The following is a 15,332-nucleotide window of genomic DNA, read 5'->3' on the forward strand; positions in this document are numbered from 1 at the left end:
CCCGAAGCTCCGATCCGGGGTTTCGGGCGCGCCGCGTTCGTCGCATGGAATGTCGCAATTGATATTGCCAGTGCGGCAGACCGCCGCTTAACCTGCATCCTGCGCTGAACAACCAACGACAACAGGGAGAGCGCTTTTTGCTGGACCACCGCCACGACGATGCTTTCGTCGCATTCGAGCATGTGCAAAAAAGCTATGATGGTCAGACGCTTGTCGTCAAGGACCTGAACCTGTCCATCGGCAAGGGCGAATTTCTGACCATGCTGGGCCCGTCGGGATCGGGCAAGACGACCTGCCTGATGATGCTGGCGGGCTTCGAGACCGCCACCCATGGAGAGATCCGCCTGGACGGCCGCCCGATCAACCAGGTGCCGCCCCACAAGCGCGGCATCGGCATGGTGTTCCAGAACTATGCGCTGTTCCCGCACATGACGGTGGGCGAGAACCTGGCCTTTCCGCTGGAGGTCCGCGGGATGAGCCGGTCCGAGCGCGAGACCCGCATCGCCCGCGCGCTGGACATGGTGCAGATGGGCCGCTTCGCAAACCGCCGCCCCGCCCAGCTCTCGGGCGGCCAGCAGCAGCGCATCGCCCTGGCGCGCGCGCTGGTCTTCGATCCCGAACTGGTCCTGATGGACGAGCCCCTGGGCGCGCTGGACAAGCAGCTGCGTGAGCATATGCAGTTCGAGATCAAGCACCTGCACGAGAAACTTGGAATCACCGTGGTCTATGTGACCCATGACCAGGGCGAGGCGCTGACCATGTCGGACCGCATCGCGGTGTTCAACGACGGGCGCATCCAGCAGCTGGCCGCGCCCGCCGATCTATACGAGCGTCCCGAGAACAGCTTCGTCGCCAGCTTCATCGGCGAGAACAACGCCCTGGCTGGCACGATCGAGCGGCTGGAGGGCGACAAGGCGCTGGTGCGGCTGGACGGGGGCGGGGTGATCGACGCGACCGCCGTGAACATCCGCGAGACGGGCCAGCGCACGACCGTCTCGATCCGCCCCGAACGGGTCGAGTTCAAGCCCGAGATGATGTCGCCCGGCGCCCACACGATCGAGGCGCAGGTGGCCGAGGTCGTCTACATGGGCGACATCCTGCGCGCCCGCCTGAAGGTCGCGGGCAGCGACAACTTCGTCATGAAGATGCGCAACACCATCGGCCAGACCCGTCTAGACCCCGGCCAGGTGATCCGCATCGGCTGGCATCCGCAGGATGCCCGCGCCCTCGACCCGATCTGAATTATCACGTGGAGACCTTAGAGATGAAACGATTTCTGGCCCTCAGCACCGCGATCGGTCTGGTCGGTGGACCGGCGCTGGCCGATGTGAACCTGCTCTCCTGGGGCGGGGCCTATGGCAACAGCCACCTGGAGGCCTATGCCAAGCCCTTCACCGCCGAGACCGGCATCAACGTCATCATGTCGGACGCCGACAACCCGGCCACGCCGATCAAGGCGCAGGTCGAGGCGGGGAACGTGTCGATCGACGTGGCCTCGGTCGAATATGCCGACGCGGTGCGGCTCTGCGACGAGGGCGCGCTGGAGGAGATCGACCCCGCCATCCTGCTGCCGGCAGAGGACGGGACGGCTGCGGCCGACGACTTCATCGAGGGGGCGGTGACCGACTGCTTCGTCGCGACCGACGTCTATTCGATGGTCCTGGCCTTCAACGACACCGCCTTCCCCGAGGCCAAGCCCGCGACGCCCGCGGATTTCTTCGACCTGGAGGCCTTCCCGGGCAAGCGCACCATGCGCAAGGGCGCCAAGTTCAACCTGGAGCTGGCGCTGATGGCGGATGGCGTGCCCGCCGGCGAGGTCTATGACGTGCTGGCCACCCCCGAGGGCGTCGACCGCGCCTTCGCGAAGCTGGACACGATCAAGGCCGACGTGATCTGGTGGGAGGCGGGCGCCCAGCCCCCGCAGCTGCTGGCCGATGGCGAGGTCAGCATGGCCTATGCCTTCAACGGCCGGATCTTCAACGCGGCGCAGGCCGACGGCCAGCCCTTCGAGATCATCTGGGACGCCCAGATCTATGAGATGGAGGGCTGGGTCGTGCCGAAGGGCGCGCCGAACCTGGAGCAGGCGATGGAGTTCGTGGCCTGGACCACGGCCCCCGCACCACAGGCCCGCGCGGCCGAGTTCATCAGCTATGGCCCGCCGCGCCGCTCGGCCGCGGCACTGGTCGGCAACATCGAGGGCACCGATCAGCCGATGGGTCCGAACCTGCCCACCTTCGAGGCCAACATGGCCGCGGCCCTGGCGTCCGACCTGGAGTTCTGGGTCGACCGCGACGCCGAGCTGAACGAGCGTTTCAACAGCTGGCTGGCCAGCTGACCCCTTGGCCGGGCGGCGCGTCCGCCCGGCCCGCCCCTTGGGGCCAATGACAACGGGCAAAAAAACCGCCCGATGCAATCTAACCGGGAGAACCATCGTGAGAACCACCCTGATCCTGTCCACGGCCCTGACAGGCCTGGCCTTCGCCGCCTCCGCGCAGGAGGTCAACGTCGTCTCCTGGGGCGGCGCCTACGAGACCAGCCAGGTCGAGGCCTACAACAAGCCCTTCACCGCCGAGACCGGCATCGCCGTCAACATGATCGCGGCCGACAACCCGGCCACGCCGCTGCGCGCCCAGGTCGAGGCGGGCAACGTCACCGGCGACGTCTTCGACGTCGAGGTCAGCGACGCGATCCGCCTGTGCGACGAGGGCGCGCTGGTCGAGATCGACCCGGCCTCGCTGCCCGCGGCCCCCGACGGCACGCCCGCGGCCGAGGATTTCGTGCCCGGCGCGCTGCGCGACTGCGCGGTGGCCAACATCGTCTGGGGCACGGTCATCAGCTACAACACCACCAAGTTCGAGGGCAACGCGCCGACCACCGCCGCCGACTTCTTCGACACCGAGACCTTCCCCGGCAAGCGCGGCCTGCCCAAGAACCCCAAGCGCACGCTGTATCTGGCGCTGATCGCCGACGGGGTGCCCGCGGACGAGGTCTATGACGTGCTCTCCACCCCCGAGGGCGTGGACCGGGCCTTCGCCAAGCTGGACACGATCAAGGCCGAGACCGTCTGGTGGGAGGCCGGCGCCCAGCCCGTGCAGCTGCTGGCCGACGGAGAGGTCAGCATGACCACCGTCTACAACGGCCGCGCCTTCGACGCGATGGTCGCCGAGAAGCAGCCCTTCGGCATCATCTGGGACGGCCAGTACCTGGACATGGACATGTTCGTGATCCCGGTCGATGCGCCGAACCCGGATGCGGCGATGGAATACCTGAAATTCGCCACCGACACGCAGCGGCTGGCCGATCAGGCGAAATACATCGCCTATGGTCCCGCCCGGCAGTCGTCGAACGCGCTGGTCGGGCTCTATCAGGACGGCGTCACCGAGATGGCGCCGCACATGCCGACCAGCCCCGAGGCGCTGGCCAATGCCGTCACCGACGACCCTGAATTCTGGGCCGACCATTCGGCCGAGCTGACCGAGCGCTTCAACAGCTGGCTGGCCGCGAGCTGATCCGAAACGCCGCCGCCCCCCGATGCGGGGGTGGCGGCCCTGACCGCCGGGGACGACATGGCGAACGCCGCACTTGATCCACATGCCGCCATCGCCACCACCGCCTCGGGCGCGGGGGCGACGCTGACCACCGCGGATGGCAAGCCCTTGGCCCGCGCCCTGGCCCGCAGCCAGCGCCGCGCGCGCCGGCGGGCCTTCCTGCTGGTGCTGCCGCTCCTGGCCTTCGTGGTCATCACCTTCGTCGTGCCGATCGGGCAGATGCTGCAGCGGTCGTTCTACAATGACGGGTTCTCGGCCAACATGCCGCAGGTCTCGGCTTGGTTCGCCCAGACCGAGCGCGGCACCGACCCGGACGAAGCCGCCTGGACCGCGCTGGCCCAGGACCTGGTCGCCAGCGCCGAGGCGCGCAACATCGGCGTCGTCGGCACCCGCATCAACTACGACATGCCGGGCACGCGGTCGCTGTTCACCTCGACCGGCCGCCAGGTGCGGCGCGGGCTGGAGCCGCCCTATCGCGAGGCGCTCTTGGAGATCAACGAGGATTGGGGCGACCCGCAGCTGTGGTCGGTGATGCGCGAGGCATCGACCCCCCTGACCGCGAACTTCTATCTGGCCGCCGTGGACCGCACCCGCGACACCGAAGGCCGTGTTCAGCAGGTCGAGGAGCAGCAGCGCATCTATCTGACGCTGTTCTGGCGCACCTTCTGGCTGTCGGCGGTGATCACCGGCCTGACCTTCGTGCTGGGCTTTCCCATCGCGCATCTGCTGGCGACGCTGCCCATGCGCAAGTCGAACCTGCTGATGATCCTGGTGCTGCTGCCCTTCTGGACCTCGCTTCTGGTGCGCACGACCTCCTGGATGGTGCTGCTGCAGCAGCAGGGGGTGGTGAACGACATCCTGGTCTGGCTGGGCGTGATCGGCGGCGGCCAGCGGCTGCAGATGATCTACAACCAGACCGGCACCATCATCGCGATGACGCATATCCTGCTGCCCTTCATGATCCTGCCGCTCTATTCGGTGATGCGCACGATCAACCCGTCCTATGTCCGCGCGGCGCGCAGCCTGGGGGCGACCAGCTGGACCGCATTCCGCCGGGTCTATTTCCCGCAGACGCTGCCGGGGCTGGGGGCGGGGGCGATGCTGGTCTTCATCCTGGCCGTCGGCTACTACATCACGCCCGCGCTGGTCGGCGGATCCTCGGGGCAGCTGATCTCGAACATGATCGCGCAGCATATGACGGGCACGCTGAACTGGTCCATGGCGGCGGCGCTGGCAGCCCTGCTGCTGGGGGCGGTGCTGGTGCTCTACTGGCTCTATGACCGCCTTGTCGGCGTCGACAACCTGAAACTGGGATAGCGCGAATGGCCCTTCCGACCTATGCAAGCCCGCTGGAACGCCTGTGGCATTACGCCCGCCTGACGATCTGCGCGCTGATCTTCGTCTTCCTGATCGCGCCGATCATCGTGATCATCCCGCTGTCCTTCAACGCCGAGCCCTACTTTACCTTCACCGACCGGATGCTGTCGCTGGACCCGGACGGGTTCAGCACGCGGTGGTATTCCAGCCTGCTGACCTTCGGCATGCAGAACCCGGATGCCACGGGCTGGGCCTTCTGGTCGGATGCCTGGGCCAATGCGAACTGGATCAAGGCGGCCAAGAACTCGATCATCATCGGCGTCTTCTCGACGCTGGTGGCGACGGTGCTGGGAACGCTGGCGGCCCTGGGCCTGTCGCGCCCCGAAATGCCCTTCCGCCGGGCGATCATGGCGATCCTGATCTCTCCGATGATCGTGCCGCTGATCATCACCGCGACGGGGATGTTCTTCTTCTACTCCAACCCCTGCGAATTGCTGAAGCTGATCGGCGTGTCACCGGAATGCGGGCGGCTGGCGGGCACCTATCTGGGGGTGATCCTGGCCCATGCGACCCTGGGCATTCCCTTCGTGATCATCACCGTTACGGCGACGCTGGTGGGGTTCGATCAGTCGCTGAACCGGGCCGCGGCCAGCCTGGGGGCCAACCCGCGCAGGACCTTCTTCAAGGTGACGATGCCGCTGATCCTGCCGGGGGTGGTGTCAGGGGCGCTGTTCGCCTTCGTGACCTCGTTCGACGAGGTGGTGGCGGTGCTGTTCATCGCCGGACCCGATCAGCAGACCATCCCGCGGCAGATGTGGAACGGCATCCGCGAGCAGATCAGCCCGGCCATCCTGGCGGTGGCGACGCTGCTGGTGATCTTCTCGATCGCGCTGCTGACCACGGTCGAGCTGCTGCGCCGCCGCTCCGAGCGCATCCGGGGCGTCACGCCCCGATGACGCCGGAGGAGCTGGAGGACGAGGGCTCGCGTCCCGCGCCCCCGTCCTATCCCGCCATCACGCGGGCCGAGCGTGCCCATGGCCGCCGCCTGGCCGCCATCCACGACATGTATCGGGCCGAACTGGACGCCGTGGCGCGGCTGCTGGCCGAGGTCCGGGCCGCGCAGGCCGATCCCGCGCTGGTCGCGCCGGCGGTGGCGGGGACGGCGCTGGCGCGCAACATGGCGCGGTTCGGCACGGCCTGCGGGCGCGACTGCGCGCTGTTGCAGAACCACCACGACATCGAGGAGCAGTGGATGTTCCCGGCCCTGGCCGAGCGCGGCGGGGCGTTGCTGGCCCCGGTCATCCGGCGGCTGATGGCCGAGCACGAGGTGATCCACCGCCTGATCGGCGCGCTGCATGAGGCCGCGCAGGCGCTGGTTGCGGATCGGGGCACGGCGGCGCTGGATCTGTGCGCGGAGCGGTTCGCGGCGCTGGACCGGGCGATCCGGTCGCATTTCGGCTATGAGGAGCGGGCGCTGGAGGAGCCTCTGGGGGCGTTGCGCGTGCCGATCTGATCCGCGGGTGTTGCGTCCCGCGACGGCGGGGGGCCAGCCCCCCGCACCCCCCGCCGGGGAGCCTGCGGCCCCCCGGACCCCCGCATCGCCTTAGGGCAGCAGGCTGAGCCACATCCAGATGGTGAGCGTCGAGAGCGCCGTCGCGATCAGCACCGCCGAGGCCGCGACCCGTCGCGCCGCGCCGTAGATGTTGGCGAAGAGATAGGCGTTCACCCCCGGCGCCATCGCCGCCGTCATCACCGCCGAGCGCATCCCGTCGCGGTCCAGCCCGCCCAGATGCGCCGTGGCGAAGACGATCGCCGGATGCAGGATCAGGCTGGCCGTGCAGCAGAGCGCGATGGCGGTCATGTCCCCTTCGGGCCGGTAGCGGTAGAGGACGCCGCCCAGACCGAAGAGCGCCGCCGGGAGGGCGGCGCGTGCGATCATGTCGACCGCGTCCCAGAAGCCGCGCGGCAGCACCAGGCCCGCCTGCATCATCAGGTTCACCGACAGGCCGGTCAGGATGCCGATGACCAGGCTGGTGCGCAGAACGCCCGTCAGCGCGCGCAGCGCCACGCGGCCGACCGACAGGCCGCTGCCGCGGGCGCGGGTAAATTCCATCACCGTGATCCCGAAGGTGTAGAGCAGCGGCGAATGCAGCGCGATGATCGCCCAGTTCCCGGCCAGCGCATCCGGCCCGTAGGCGCGTTCCGTGATCGGGATGCCCAGAAGCAGGCTGTTGGAGAAGAGGCACACGAAGCCGATCGCCACGCTGTCCACCGCCGACCGCTTCAGCACCAGCCGCGCCCCCGCCCAGCCCAGCCCGTAGGCCGCGAAGGCGCCCAGATAGAAGGGGATCAGCAGGCCCGCGCGGAACTCGGTCCCCAGATCCAGCCGGGCCATCGACACGAAGAGCAGCGTGGGTACCGCGAAGTTCTGCGCGAAGCCCATCAGCCCGTCCACCGCAGCCGCCGGGAACCAGCCGCGCCAGGTCACCAGATAGCCGAAACCCACGATCAGGAAGACGGGCAGGATGATCTCGAACAGTGCGCTCATGCCGGGTGCGACGCCGCCGGGCCGTCGGCGGTGCAGGTGATGCGCATGCCGTCATATGCGGGTTCGACATGGGCGGGCGTGGTGTCGCGCACCGTGGCATAGTCCATGTCCAGATGCATGTTCGTCAGCACGGCGCGCGGGCTGCGGGCGCGGGCGATCCAGTCCAGCGCCAGCGCCAGATGGGCGTGGCTGGGATGGGGCTCGGGGCGCAGCGCGTCGACGATGAAGACCGGCGCGTCCTGGATCAGCGGCCAGGCGGCGTCGGGGATGTCGGAGACGTCGGGCAGATAGACCAGCCCGCCGATGCGGAAGCCCAGGGCGGTGATCTCTCCGTGCTGGACGCGGAACGGATGCAGGGTCACCGCGCCGCCGGGGCCGTCGATGGTGACCGGCCCGTCGATCCGGTTCAGGTCGCAGATAGGCGGATACTGGCTGCCGTCCGGTGTCTGGAAGACATAGCCGAACCGCTCGGTCAGTGCCGCCGCGGTGGGGTCGTCCGCCCAGAGCGGCAGCATGCGGCGGGCGTTGTAGACCAGTTGCCGCAGGTCGTCGATGCCGTGGACATGATCGGCATGCGCGTGGGTGTAGATGACCGCGTCCAAGACCGCGACATCCGCGTCCAGAAGCTGCGGCACCAGGTCGGGGCCGGTGTCGATCAGCACCCGCGTCGTGCCCCCCGGCCCGTCGCGTTCGACCAGCAGCGAGCAGCGGCGGCGGCGGTTGCGCGGCTCAGTGGGGTCGCAGGCGCCCCACCGGTTGCCAAGCCGCGGCACGCCGCCCGACGATCCGCAGCCCAGGATGGTGGCGCGGATCGTGGCGCTCATCGCGCGGCCTTGGGGAACAGGCGTTCGAAATTCGCCTCGGTCGCGGCGGCGAAGGCGGCCGGGGTCAGGCCGAAGACCTCGGCGCCGACGGCGGCGGTATGGGCGACATAGGCGGGCTCGTTCCGGCGGCCGCGATGGGGGGGCGGGGCCAGATAGGGGCTGTCGGTCTCGACCAGGATGCGGTCCAGGGGGGCGGCGGCGAAGATGTCGCGCAGGTCCTGCGAGCGCGGGAACGCCGCGATGCCCGACATCGACAGGTAGAAGCCCAGATCCAGCGCCGCCCGCGCCAGCGCCGGGGTCGAGCTGAAGCAGTGCATCACGCAGCCGAAGGCGCCGGCGCGATGCTCCTCGGTCAGGATGCGGGCCATGTCCCCGTCCGCATCGCGGGCGTGGATGATCAGCGGCAGGCCCGTCCGGCGCGCGGCCTCGATATGGATGCGCAGGCTCTCCTGCTGAGCGGCGGCGCTTTCGGCGGTGTAGTGGTAATCCAGCCCCGTCTCTCCGATGCCCACGAATTTCGGATGCGCGGCCAGGGCCACCAGCTGATCGACGCTGGCCATCGGCTCCTCGGCCACGCTCATCGGGTGGGTGCCCGCGGCGTAGAAGACGCCGTCATGCGCCTCCGCCAGCGCGCGGACGGCGGGTTCCTGGCGCAGGCGGGTGCAGATGGTGACCATGCGATGCACGCCCGCCGCCCGCGCCCGCGCGATCAGGGCGTCATGCTCTCCGTCGAAATCGGGGAAATCCAGGTGGCAATGGCTGTCGGTCAGCCGGAGGGCCGCATCACTCATCGGTCAGGCCTTGGTCAGGGACGCTTGCGCGGGCGGCAGCTGCGCCAGTTCCAGAACCATATCCATCACCAGCGCGGCAGGGTCAAGATTGACCGCCCGCCCGGCCCGCGCCCGGGCCGAGAGGCGCGCCTGCGCCTCGGCCCAGATCCGCGCGGCATGATCGTCGGGCGAGAGCCGCGCCATGAGCGCGCCTTCCCCGGACGCGGCCTGGGGCAGGGGCGGACCCATCAGGCCGGCCCGCGCCAACCGCGTGAGGAACCGGTCCAGCACGGTGATGGTCAGGTCGAACGGATCGCCCTCGGCCCCCGCCCGGCCCGCGGCGCCATCGGCAAAGCCCGCCGCCGCCAGCCGGTCCATCCGGGGCAGGGTGGCGAACAGGTCGACCAGCTGCTGATAGCGGTCCAGCCCCCCCTGACCGGCCAGGCGCAGCGCCTCTCCGACCGAGCCGTCCGACAGCGCGGCCAGCGGTTCGGCATCCTCGTCGATGCCCAGGTCCGACAGGATCTCCGCCATGCGGCGCGGGGGCAGGGGGACCAGGCGCAGCGTCCGGCAGCGCGAGCGGATCGTGGGCAGCAGCCGGGCGGGCTGGTGCGCGATCATCAGGATCAGCGCATCGGCCGGCGGCTCCTCCAGCACCTTCAGCAGGGCGTTGGCGGCGGGGATGTTCATCTCATCCGCGGCGTCAATGATGGCGATGCGGCGACCGCCCTCGGCCGATGACAGGTGGAAGAAGGACAGCAGGCGGCGGATCTCGTCCACGGTGATCTCGGCGCGCAGCCGTCCGGCCTTGTCGTCCCAGGGCCTGCGGATCAGCATCAGCCGCGGCTCGGACAGGGCGGCGATGCGGCGCGCCTCGGGCAGGGAGGCGTCGACCGACAGGCTCGGGCTGTCGGACCCGGTCAGCAGCCAGCGCGCGATGGCCCAGGCCAGCGTCGCCTTGCCCACGCCGCGCGGACCGGTCAGCAGCCAGGCGTGATGCAGCCGGTCGCCCTGCGCGGCCTCGACGAAGGCGGCGACGGCCGCGTCCTGGCCGATCACCCGCGGCGTCATGCGCGGATGCGGCGCGCCCGGCACGCGGTCGGGCTCGGGGATGTCGTCGGGGACGGCCCTCACAGCGCGGCGCGGATGCGGGCGGCGACGTCCTCGGGCGTGCCGCTGCCGTCGATCATGCGGACCCGGTCCGGATGCTCGGCGGCGAGGTCGCGAAAGCCGCGTGCCAGACGCTCCTGAAAGGCCAGGCCCAGGCTCTCGAAGCGATCCTCGGCGCCGCCGCGTGCCGCGCCGCGGGCCAGGCCCGTCGCGGGGGGGATGTCGATGACGAAGGTCCGGTCGGGCTCGACCCCGATCATCAGCGCGTGCAGCCGGTCGACCAGATCGCGCAGCTCGCCCCGCGCCGCGCCCTGATAGACGCGGGTGCTGTCGGCAAAGCGGTCGGTCACGACCACGCGGCCCGCCTGCAGGGCCGGACGGATGGTGCGCTCCAGATGATCGCGGCGGGCGGCGGTGAACAGCAGGCACTCCGTCTCGGCCGACCAGCGTTCGCCCGCGCCCTCGACCAGCAGGCGGCGGATCTCCTCGGCGCCGGGGCTGCCGCCGGGCTCGCGGGTCAGCACGACGTCGCGGCCCGCCTCGCGCAGGTGCTGCGCCAGGAGGCGCGCCTGCGTGGACTTGCCGCAGCCGTCGATGCCCTCCAGGCTGATCAGCATCAGCCGGTGACGGCGCTGACGGCGCGTTGGCCCAGCTGCATCACCGCCCCCTTCATGCGGCCCAGAAAGCCGGCCTCGGGGATGTCGTCGGTGGCGATCAGCGGCGTGATCGTGTCGGCCGTGCCGGGAATGGTCACCACCAGGCGGCCGACCTGGTCGCCCCGCGCGATGGGCGCGGGCAGGGGAGAGTCGTAGACCACCTCGACCTTGACCTGATCGGCGACGCCCGCGGGCACCAGCACGTTGACGCCGTCCCGCGTCGTCAGACCGACGCGGTCGCGCGTGCCCAGCCAGACCGGAGCCTGCACCACGTCCTCTCCGGCGGGGACCAAGCTGCGCATGGAGAACTCGCGGAAGGCCCAGTTGACCAGACGCTCGGATTCCTCGGCCCGCGCACGCTCGGATTCCAGGCCGGTGATGACGAAGATCACCCGGCGCCCGTCCTGGACGGCCGATCCGACCAGGCCGTATCCGGCCTCCTGGGTGTGGCCGGTCTTCAGCCCGTCGGCGGTCCAGTCGGCGCCGCCGATGCGCAGCAGCGGGTTGCGGTTGGCCGCGTTCGACGGCACCCGGCCCTTGTAGTTGAACTCGGTCATCGCGAATTGCGGATAGAGGTCGGGGAACTCGCGGATGATGTATTCGGCCAGCAGCCCCAGGTCGCGGGTGGACATCAGATGTCCCTCGGCCGGCCAGCCGGAGGAGTTGACCAGCGTCGTCTCGGTCAGGCCCAGCTGGGCCGCGCGTTCGGTCATGCGGCGGGCAAAGGCCTCCTCGGTCCCGGCCAGCCCTTCGGCGACCACCACGCAGGCATCGTTGCCCGAATTGATGATGATGCCGTGGATCAGCTCTTCGACCGTGGGGCGGTCGGCGGGCTCCACGAACATCTTGGAGCCGCCCATGCGCCAGGCCTTCTCGGATACCGGGAAGGTCGTGTCCATGGTCACGCGGCCGTCGCGCAGCGCCTCGAACAGCATGGTCAGGGTCATCAGCTTGGACATCGACGCGGGCGGCAGGGCCAGGTCGGCGTCCTTCTCCATCAGCACGGTGCCGGTCTGCATGTCATAGACCCAGGCCGCCCGCGCCGTGGTGTCGAAGGCCCCGGCCGGTCCCGCCAGCGCCATCGCCGCCGCCGCCGCCATCAGGAATGCCCGCATCGTCTTGTCCCCTTGCCTGGTCCGCTTCCGGTTTTCCGCGATGGTTACATCAACCCCCGCGTGCCCGCAACGCGACAGGGGCGCGGCGCGGAAATCGTGATCACCCGCCGGTGGCCTCGCGCCAGTGCCTGCGGCAGAGCGAGACATAGGTCTCGTTCCCGCCGACCTGGACCTGCGCGCCTTCGGTGATGGCGCGGCCCTGGTCGTCGCGGCGGATGACCATGGTGGCCTTCTTGCCGCAATGGCAGATGGTGCGCACCTCGCGCATGTCGTCGGCCAGGGCCAGCAGCGCGGCCGATCCGGGAAACAGCTCGCCCCGGAAATCGACGCGCAGGCCATAGCACATCACCGGGATGTTCAGATCGTCGGCGACGCGCGCCAGCTGCCAGACCTGGTCGCGGGTCAGGAACTGCGCCTCGTCGATGAAGACGCAGGCCGGGCGCGGCGCGGCATCGGCGACCATCGCCATCAGGTCGCTGGCGCTGTCGAAGGTCGCGGCCGCGTCGGCGATGCCGATGCGGCTGGCGATGCGCCCCTGTCCCGCGCGGTCGTCCAGCGCCGCCGTCAGCAGCAGCGTCTCCATGCCGCGTTCGCGGTAGTTGTAGGACGCCTGCAGCAGCAAGGTGCTCTTGCCGGCATTCATCGTGGAGTAGTGGAAATAGAGCTTGGCCATGAGGCCAGCCGCTTACCCGCGCGCCCCGCGCCCCGCAAGCGAAAGCGGCGGCAGATCGCTCTGCCGCCGCCTGGCTTCGGTCCGGGATGTCAGGCCTGGCGGCTTTTCGGCGCGCGCGAGGGGCGGCGGGCCGGGCGCTTCTGCGCGGCCCCGTCCATCGGCTTGCCGCGACCGCGCTGGACGCCGCCGGCCGGACCTGCCGCCGCGGCCATCGCGGCCGAGGGCACGGTCCCGCCGATCACGGGAATGGCGTTCTTCATCGCCTTCTCGATGGCGCGCAGCTCGCCCAGCTCGGCGGGCGCGCAGAAGGCCACGGCGCGGCCGTCACGGCCCGCACGCGCGGTCCGCCCGATGCGATGGACATAGTTCTCGGGGACGTTCGGCAGGTCGTAGTTGTAGACATGCGCGACCTCGGGGATGTCCAGACCGCGGGCGGCCACGTCGGTCGCGACCAGGACCTTGGTCTCGCCGCGGCGGAACGCCTCCAGGGCACGCTCGCGCTGGCCCTGCGATTTGTTGCCGTGGATCGCGGCGACGGCAAAGCCCCATTTCTCCAGCAGCTTGGCCAGCTTTTCGCAGCCGTGCTTGGTGCGGCCGAAGACCATGGCCAGCTCGTTAGTGTGCTTGGACATGTATTCGGCGAGAAGGGTGGCCTTGTCGCCCTGGCTGACGAAATGGACGCCCTGCTCGATCTTCTTGGCGGCCTGGCCCGGCGGGTTGACGGCCACCTTGACCGGGTTGGTCAGGTAGGTCTCGGACAGTTCCGACATCAGCTTCGGCATGGTGGCCGAGAACATCAGCGTCTGCCGCTCCTTGGGCAGCATCCGCGCGATCTTGCGCAGCGTGTGGATGAAGCCGATGTCCAGCATCTGGTCGGCCTCGTCCAGCACCAGATAGGTGGTGGCCTCCAGGCTGATCGCGCGACGCTCGATCAGGTCCATGAGGCGGCCCGGGGTGGCGATCAGCACGTCCACGCCGCGCGACAGCCGCTCGGTCTGGGTGTTGATCGAGGCGCCGCCCACCACGCGGAACGACCGGATCGGCGTGCCTTCGGCATAGGCGTCGATATTCGTCGCGATCTGGGTGGCCAGTTCGCGGGTCGGTGACAGGATGAGCGCGCGGCAGGTCTTAGGGTCGGGCTTCTTGCCATAGTTGATCAGCCGGGTCAGCATCGGCAGGCCGAAGGCCGCCGTCTTGCCGGTGCCGGTCTGTGCCAGGCCCAGCACGTCACGGCCCTGCACGATGGCGGGGATGCCCTGTTCCTGGATCGGCGTGGGCGTGGTCAGGCCCATCGCGATGATGTTGGCGTTGATGCGGTGGTCGATGCCCATATCCGCGAAGGGACCGGTGATGACGGGTTCGCGGGCGGGGGCGCGGCGGCCCTCATTGGCCTGGATCGGCGCCCGGGCGGGGGCGGATTTTCCGCCACGGTTGGGGCGGCGGCGGGTGTTGTTCTGTTCCATCGGAATCTTTCGTCCCCTCCGTCCCCCGTATCGGACGCAAGGGCAGGGGCCGCGCGCGGGGCGCAGCCGGTGGCAGGGGTGCAGGCGCGATACGAGGATGCCTGCTGCCTCCCCGCGTGAATGGGAAACTGGATTGGGTGTCGGCGTCATCGGGCAGGGGCCCAAGGCTGCTCACGCGGCAGCGGACGGCGATGGGGCTCAGATGGGCCGAAACGACGCGAAAGTCAACCCCTGTCGGGTCCGGCCGGGGTCAGGCCCGGTCCGCGCTGTCCATCCAGATCGTGACCGGCCCGTCATTGACCAGCGCCACCTGCATGTCCGCGCCGAAGCGCCCGGTCTCCGTGGCGATGCCCAGATCGCGCAGCGCCTGCGCGAAACGCTCATACAGCGCGCGCCCGTCCTCGGGCGCGGCGGCCGAGGAGAAGCCGGGGCGGTTGCCGCTGCGCGTGTCGGCGGCCAGGGTGAACTGGCTGACGACCAGCGCCGTGCCGCCCGTGTCCAGCAGGGACCGGTTCATCCGCCCCTGATCATCGCGGAAGATGCGCAGCCGCGCCACCCGCCCGGCCAGTGCCGCGGCGGTCGCGTCGTCGTCGCCCCGCATGGCGCAGGCCAGGATCAGCAGGCCCGGCCCCGTCCGCCCCACGACCTGGGCGTCGACGGTGACGCGGGCTTCTGCCACGCGCTGGATCAGGACCCGCATCGCCGGATCACCGCGCCAGGACGATGCCGATCACGACCATCATCAGGCCGATGACCGAGGCCGCCAGCGCGCCCATGTTCACGGCCAGCACGCCGCGCATCCGCTCGCGCAGCGCCGCGTCGTCGAGGCCCTGCGCGCGGGCGCGGCTGACGGTCCAGATGCACCACACCAGCGCGCCCAGCCCGAACAGGGTCAGGGCCGCGCCGCTCCAGATGATCCAGTCGAACAGGGTCATGGTCGTCTCCTTGCGCAAGGCGGGGTTTCGCGACCGTCCCCTAGCGGCGATTGCGCCGCGCAACAAGACCGCCTAACACCCGGTGCAAACGCAAAAGAAGGGACGAATCCGATGCAGGACGATCAAGCCTACGGGGTGGCCGCCGACGAGCTGCGCCAGTTCATCGAGCAGTTCGAGCAGCTCGAGGCCGAGAAGAAGGACATCGCCGAACGCCAGAAGGAGGTCATGGCCGAGGCCAAGGCCCGCGGATACGACACCAAGGTGATGAAGCAGATCATCTCGCTGCGCAAGCGCGACAAGGACGACATCGCCGAGGAGGAGGCCATCCTGGAGATGTACAAGGCCGCCCTGGGCATGGCCTGAGGGGCCGCGG

17 protein-coding genes are annotated in these 15,332 nt (G+C 69.7%); 7 read left to right on the forward strand and 10 right to left on the reverse strand.

Translation table 11 applies throughout. The features are described 5' to 3' along the window. Positions 1-137: 137 nt before the first annotated feature. The 6 genes from AC2SGK_RS06350 (at position 138) to AC2SGK_RS06375 (ending at position 6,378) form a co-directional block, all read left to right on the forward strand. Positions 138-1,241, forward strand: a complete 1,104-nt coding sequence (locus AC2SGK_RS06350) for an ABC transporter ATP-binding protein (RefSeq protein WP_488322746.1) — start codon at positions 138-140, stop codon at positions 1,239-1,241. A gap of 23 nt (positions 1,242-1,264) precedes the next feature. Next, on the forward strand, positions 1,265-2,335 hold the full coding sequence (locus AC2SGK_RS06355; protein ID WP_488322747.1) for an ABC transporter substrate-binding protein: 1,071 nt from the start codon (positions 1,265-1,267) through the stop codon (positions 2,333-2,335). Positions 2,336-2,432: 97 nt separating this feature from the next. Next, complete coding sequence (locus tag AC2SGK_RS06360; protein ID WP_488322748.1) at positions 2,433-3,509, forward strand: ABC transporter substrate-binding protein; 1,077 nt, start codon at positions 2,433-2,435, stop codon at positions 3,507-3,509. A gap of 57 nt (positions 3,510-3,566) precedes the next feature. Then, complete coding sequence (locus AC2SGK_RS06365; RefSeq protein ID WP_488322749.1) at positions 3,567-4,865, forward strand: ABC transporter permease; 1,299 nt, start codon at positions 3,567-3,569, stop codon at positions 4,863-4,865. A gap of 5 nt (positions 4,866-4,870) precedes the next feature. Further along, positions 4,871-5,821, forward strand: coding sequence for an ABC transporter permease (locus AC2SGK_RS06370; protein WP_488322750.1), 951 nt, complete (start codon positions 4,871-4,873; stop codon positions 5,819-5,821). Next, on the forward strand, positions 5,818-6,378 hold the full coding sequence (locus tag AC2SGK_RS06375; RefSeq protein ID WP_488322751.1) for a hemerythrin domain-containing protein: 561 nt from the start codon (positions 5,818-5,820) through the stop codon (positions 6,376-6,378). Before AC2SGK_RS06370 ends, AC2SGK_RS06375 begins: the two co-directional genes overlap by 4 nt. A gap of 90 nt (positions 6,379-6,468) precedes the next feature. Here the strand turns inward: AC2SGK_RS06375 and AC2SGK_RS06380 are convergent, their stop codons facing one another. The 10 genes from AC2SGK_RS06380 to AC2SGK_RS06425 all read right to left on the reverse strand — a co-directional run bounded on the left by AC2SGK_RS06380 (position 6,469) and on the right by AC2SGK_RS06425 (position 14,959). Continuing rightward, the gene (locus tag AC2SGK_RS06380) at positions 6,469-7,413 is read right to left on the reverse strand and encodes an AEC family transporter (protein ID WP_488322752.1); all 945 of its coding nucleotides are present in this window, start codon (positions 7,411-7,413) and stop codon (positions 6,469-6,471) included. Next, a complete protein-coding gene (locus AC2SGK_RS06385) occupies positions 7,410-8,237 on the reverse strand; it encodes an MBL fold metallo-hydrolase (RefSeq protein WP_488322753.1) in 828 nt (275 codons plus the stop codon). The genes AC2SGK_RS06380 and AC2SGK_RS06385 overlap by 4 nt, the downstream gene beginning before the upstream one ends. Then, positions 8,234-9,028, reverse strand: a complete 795-nt coding sequence (locus AC2SGK_RS06390) for a TatD family hydrolase (RefSeq protein ID WP_488322754.1) — start codon at positions 9,026-9,028, stop codon at positions 8,234-8,236. The genes AC2SGK_RS06385 and AC2SGK_RS06390 overlap by 4 nt, the downstream gene beginning before the upstream one ends. A 3-nt stretch (positions 9,029-9,031) precedes the next feature. Further along, positions 9,032-10,141, reverse strand: coding sequence for a DNA polymerase III subunit delta' (locus tag AC2SGK_RS06395; RefSeq protein WP_488322755.1), 1,110 nt, complete (start codon positions 10,139-10,141; stop codon positions 9,032-9,034). Then, entirely contained in the window at positions 10,138-10,734 is a 597-nt protein-coding gene (gene tmk, locus AC2SGK_RS06400) for a dTMP kinase (protein WP_488322756.1), read from the reverse strand. The genes AC2SGK_RS06395 and tmk overlap by 4 nt, the downstream gene beginning before the upstream one ends. Further along, positions 10,734-11,888: a D-alanyl-D-alanine carboxypeptidase family protein gene (locus AC2SGK_RS06405; RefSeq protein WP_488322757.1), complete on the reverse strand. Its 1,155-nt coding sequence runs from the start codon at positions 11,886-11,888 to the stop codon at positions 10,734-10,736. Before AC2SGK_RS06405 ends, tmk begins: the two co-directional genes overlap by 1 nt. A gap of 100 nt (positions 11,889-11,988) precedes the next feature. Then, complete coding sequence (locus AC2SGK_RS06410) at positions 11,989-12,561, reverse strand: thymidine kinase (RefSeq protein ID WP_488322758.1); 573 nt, start codon at positions 12,559-12,561, stop codon at positions 11,989-11,991. Positions 12,562-12,650: 89 nt separating this feature from the next. Continuing rightward, on the reverse strand, positions 12,651-14,024 hold the full coding sequence (locus tag AC2SGK_RS06415; protein ID WP_488322759.1) for a DEAD/DEAH box helicase: 1,374 nt from the start codon (positions 14,022-14,024) through the stop codon (positions 12,651-12,653). A gap of 250 nt (positions 14,025-14,274) precedes the next feature. Beyond that, on the reverse strand, positions 14,275-14,724 hold the full coding sequence (gene dtd / locus AC2SGK_RS06420) for a D-aminoacyl-tRNA deacylase (protein ID WP_488322760.1): 450 nt from the start codon (positions 14,722-14,724) through the stop codon (positions 14,275-14,277). Positions 14,725-14,731: 7 nt separating this feature from the next. Beyond that, a complete protein-coding gene (locus tag AC2SGK_RS06425) occupies positions 14,732-14,959 on the reverse strand; it encodes a hypothetical protein (RefSeq protein ID WP_411836952.1) in 228 nt (75 codons plus the stop codon). Positions 14,960-15,070: 111 nt separating this feature from the next. On the opposite strand from AC2SGK_RS06425, the gene AC2SGK_RS06430 reads away from it, so the two are divergent. Then, a complete protein-coding gene (locus AC2SGK_RS06430; RefSeq protein ID WP_411836950.1) occupies positions 15,071-15,322 on the forward strand; it encodes a DUF2312 domain-containing protein in 252 nt (83 codons plus the stop codon). The last annotated feature ends 10 nt before the right edge of the window (positions 15,323-15,332 follow it).

Source organism: Paracoccus sp. NIOT.M2S5SZ12 (assembly GCF_057748165.1).

Coding starts and splice junctions, on each gene's coding strand:
- AC2SGK_RS06355 (WP_488322747.1), top strand. CDS start 1,265: ATGAAACGATTTCTGGCCCTCAGCACCGCGATCGGTCTGGTCGGTGGA.
- AC2SGK_RS06365 (WP_488322749.1), top strand. CDS start 3,567: ATGGCGAACGCCGCACTTGATCCACATGCCGCCATCGCCACCACCGCC.
- AC2SGK_RS06370 (WP_488322750.1), top strand. CDS start 4,871: ATGGCCCTTCCGACCTATGCAAGCCCGCTGGAACGCCTGTGGCATTAC.
- AC2SGK_RS06375 (WP_488322751.1), top strand. CDS start 5,818: ATGACGCCGGAGGAGCTGGAGGACGAGGGCTCGCGTCCCGCGCCCCCG.
- AC2SGK_RS06380 (WP_488322752.1), bottom strand. CDS start 7,413: ATGAGCGCACTGTTCGAGATCATCCTGCCCGTCTTCCTGATCGTGGGT.
- AC2SGK_RS06385 (WP_488322753.1), bottom strand. CDS start 8,237: ATGAGCGCCACGATCCGCGCCACCATCCTGGGCTGCGGATCGTCGGGC.
- AC2SGK_RS06390 (WP_488322754.1), bottom strand. CDS start 9,028: ATGAGTGATGCGGCCCTCCGGCTGACCGACAGCCATTGCCACCTGGAT.
- tmk (WP_488322756.1), bottom strand. CDS start 10,734: ATGCTGATCAGCCTGGAGGGCATCGACGGCTGCGGCAAGTCCACGCAG.
- AC2SGK_RS06405 (WP_488322757.1), bottom strand. CDS start 11,888: ATGCGGGCATTCCTGATGGCGGCGGCGGCGGCGATGGCGCTGGCGGGA.
- AC2SGK_RS06410 (WP_488322758.1), bottom strand. CDS start 12,561: ATGGCCAAGCTCTATTTCCACTACTCCACGATGAATGCCGGCAAGAGC.
- AC2SGK_RS06415 (WP_488322759.1), bottom strand. CDS start 14,024: ATGGAACAGAACAACACCCGCCGCCGCCCCAACCGTGGCGGAAAATCC.
- dtd (WP_488322760.1), bottom strand. CDS start 14,724: ATGCGGGTCCTGATCCAGCGCGTGGCAGAAGCCCGCGTCACCGTCGAC.
- AC2SGK_RS06425 (WP_411836952.1), bottom strand. CDS start 14,959: ATGACCCTGTTCGACTGGATCATCTGGAGCGGCGCGGCCCTGACCCTG.
- AC2SGK_RS06430 (WP_411836950.1), top strand. CDS start 15,071: ATGCAGGACGATCAAGCCTACGGGGTGGCCGCCGACGAGCTGCGCCAG.